Source organism: Shinella sp. M27 (assembly GCF_049199905.1).
Lineage (GTDB): Bacteria > Pseudomonadota > Alphaproteobacteria > Rhizobiales > Rhizobiaceae > Shinella.
Genome location: NZ_JBLZPK010000080.1, coordinates 1 through 1,434, shown reverse-complemented (window position 1 = coordinate 1,434; position 1,434 = coordinate 1). Strand labels below are relative to the sequence as shown.

The following is a 1,434-nucleotide window of genomic DNA, read 5'->3' as shown; positions in this document are numbered from 1 at the left end:
CCTGAAAGGCCTCCGTCAACCAGCGGGAAAGCGAGGCATTGTGGTGATCGGCGGGCGTGCCGGCCTGGAGAGCGGCCAACCGGGCAAGGACGCGCTCTCGCTCCTCCGGCGTGCGCCCCGCAACGGTGGACAGGAGAACCAGCCGCCGCAGCTTGGGCTGATGCGTCAGCGCCAGCCGCTGGGCGATAAGGCCGCCTAGCGAAAAGCCTGCAAGATTGAACGTCGAGAAACCTGCCTTGTCCGCAAGTGCCAACGTCTCCGCGACGAAATCGTCGATCTCGTAGCGCCCTTTGATCCGGCTCGAGCGACCGTGGCCGCGCAAATCGAAGGTCAGGATCGTGAAACGATCTTTCAGTCGCTCCACGACACCCGACCAGGCCTCCAGATAGGAGCCCACCCCGTGGATACAGACGAGCGGTTCACCACCGTCGCCGTCAATACGATAGTTGAGTGTGACCTCGCCGACCCTGTGCTCGCCCATTGCCCCCATGATCAGCGCCCCACGGCCGCCCGCTTGCGCTCGCTTTCGCGGGCAGCGAAGACCGGCATGATTTCTTTTACGAAAAGCTCGATGGTCCGCTTTTGCAATTCGAAGGGCAGATTGAAGATAAGGCCCAGGCAATACTGGTCGACACCCGCGGCCTCATAGACCAGCAGCTTCTCGATCACCTCGTCCGGCGTGCCGAACATCAGGTTCTTGCGAATGCTGTCCGGGTTGTAGTTCTCCTTGCCTCTCACCGCCTCGTAAGACACCGCTTCAGGATAGCCATCCTTCACCGCACCTATGTTCTGCATCAGGTTCTCGAACGCGCGACCATAGTCGATGCTGTGCCGCACGGCGCGCTCCCAGCCTTCCGGCTGGTCATACACACAGGTGCGGCGCTGCATCATGAAGCGCGGGCGCGGCACTTCAGGATGGTCGGCCACGGCTTTTTCGAATTTATCGGCCAGCACCTGGATTTCGGCAGCGGGCGCAGAAAGCGGGGTCGACAGAATGCTGGCGCCATTGGCCACCGCCCAGTCGAATGTACCGGGATCACGCGCCGCAACCCAGATACGCGGATGAGGCTGCTGCAGCGGCTTCGGCACGGCGGCGGTGACGGGGAATTTCCAGTAATGCCCGTCATGGGCATAGTCGCCCTGCCAGAGCTTCTTCACCGCAGGGACGATCTCCTTCATGTAGGCAACGCCCTCCTGCTGGGGCATGCCACCGGCCATACGGTCGAACTCGTATTGGTAGGAGCCGCGCGCGATGCCGAATTCCAGGCGGCCATTCGTCAGGTGATCACATAGCGCGGATTCGCCGGCGAGACGGATCGGGTTCCAGTAGGGTGCGACCAGCGTCGAGGTGCCGAGCCGGATATTCTGCGTGTGTTGCGCCAACCAGACGAGGGTTTGAAAGGGGTTCGGCGAGATGGTGCATTCCAGCGTGTG

At 62.2% G+C, this 1,434-nt stretch carries 2 protein-coding genes; both read right to left on the bottom strand.

The genetic code is table 11. From position 1 onward, the window contains the following. Positions 1–490: alpha/beta fold hydrolase (locus tag ACOZK4_RS27165; protein ID WP_421594736.1), on the bottom strand; the 490-nt coding region annotated here is incomplete at its 3' end. Between the two features lie 2 nt (positions 491–492). Next, positions 493–1,434: LLM class flavin-dependent oxidoreductase (locus ACOZK4_RS27160; RefSeq protein WP_421594735.1), on the bottom strand; the 942-nt coding region annotated here is incomplete at its 5' end.